Source organism: Bacillus sp. SIMBA_008, assembly GCF_046535495.1.
GTDB lineage: Bacteria > Bacillota > Bacilli > Bacillales > Bacillaceae > Bacillus > Bacillus subtilis.
On the sequence record NZ_JAWRWL010000090.1, the window covers coordinates 1 to 377 of the forward strand.

At 36.1% G+C, this 377-nt stretch carries 1 pseudogene; it reads right to left on the minus strand.

The features are described 5' to 3' along the window. Positions 1-377, minus strand: a pseudogene (locus SB658_RS22280) (oligoendopeptidase F); the annotation flags it as partial.

Here is a 377-nt window from a genome sequence, read left to right on the forward strand (position 1 = left end):
TGTTGCCACGGTATTTTTATATCGCTTCAAGGTGGACACGAATGATGAGTATGCCTTTCTGCGTATGTCTGCACTTGTAGAGAACTCATATTTGCTTTCAAATAATGCAAATGATACAGGAAGTTCATTTCCTCGTTCATCTTGTATGGAGTTAAAATCCATATCGGCTAATTTAGTCATACCGTAAATTTTGTATGGAGAACTATGTACTTCGCCAAGCGCAGCAAGTGCTTCTTCTGTTTCAGGAGAAAGTGTGTGCTGCCTTTTTTGTAATGTGTCTAGTAATGATTTACGGAAAGGTTCAAGTTTTGTTTCTTCAGTTAAATATTTTTCAATTGTGCCTTCTTCTAATGAGAGAATTTCATTATGAATAAAGG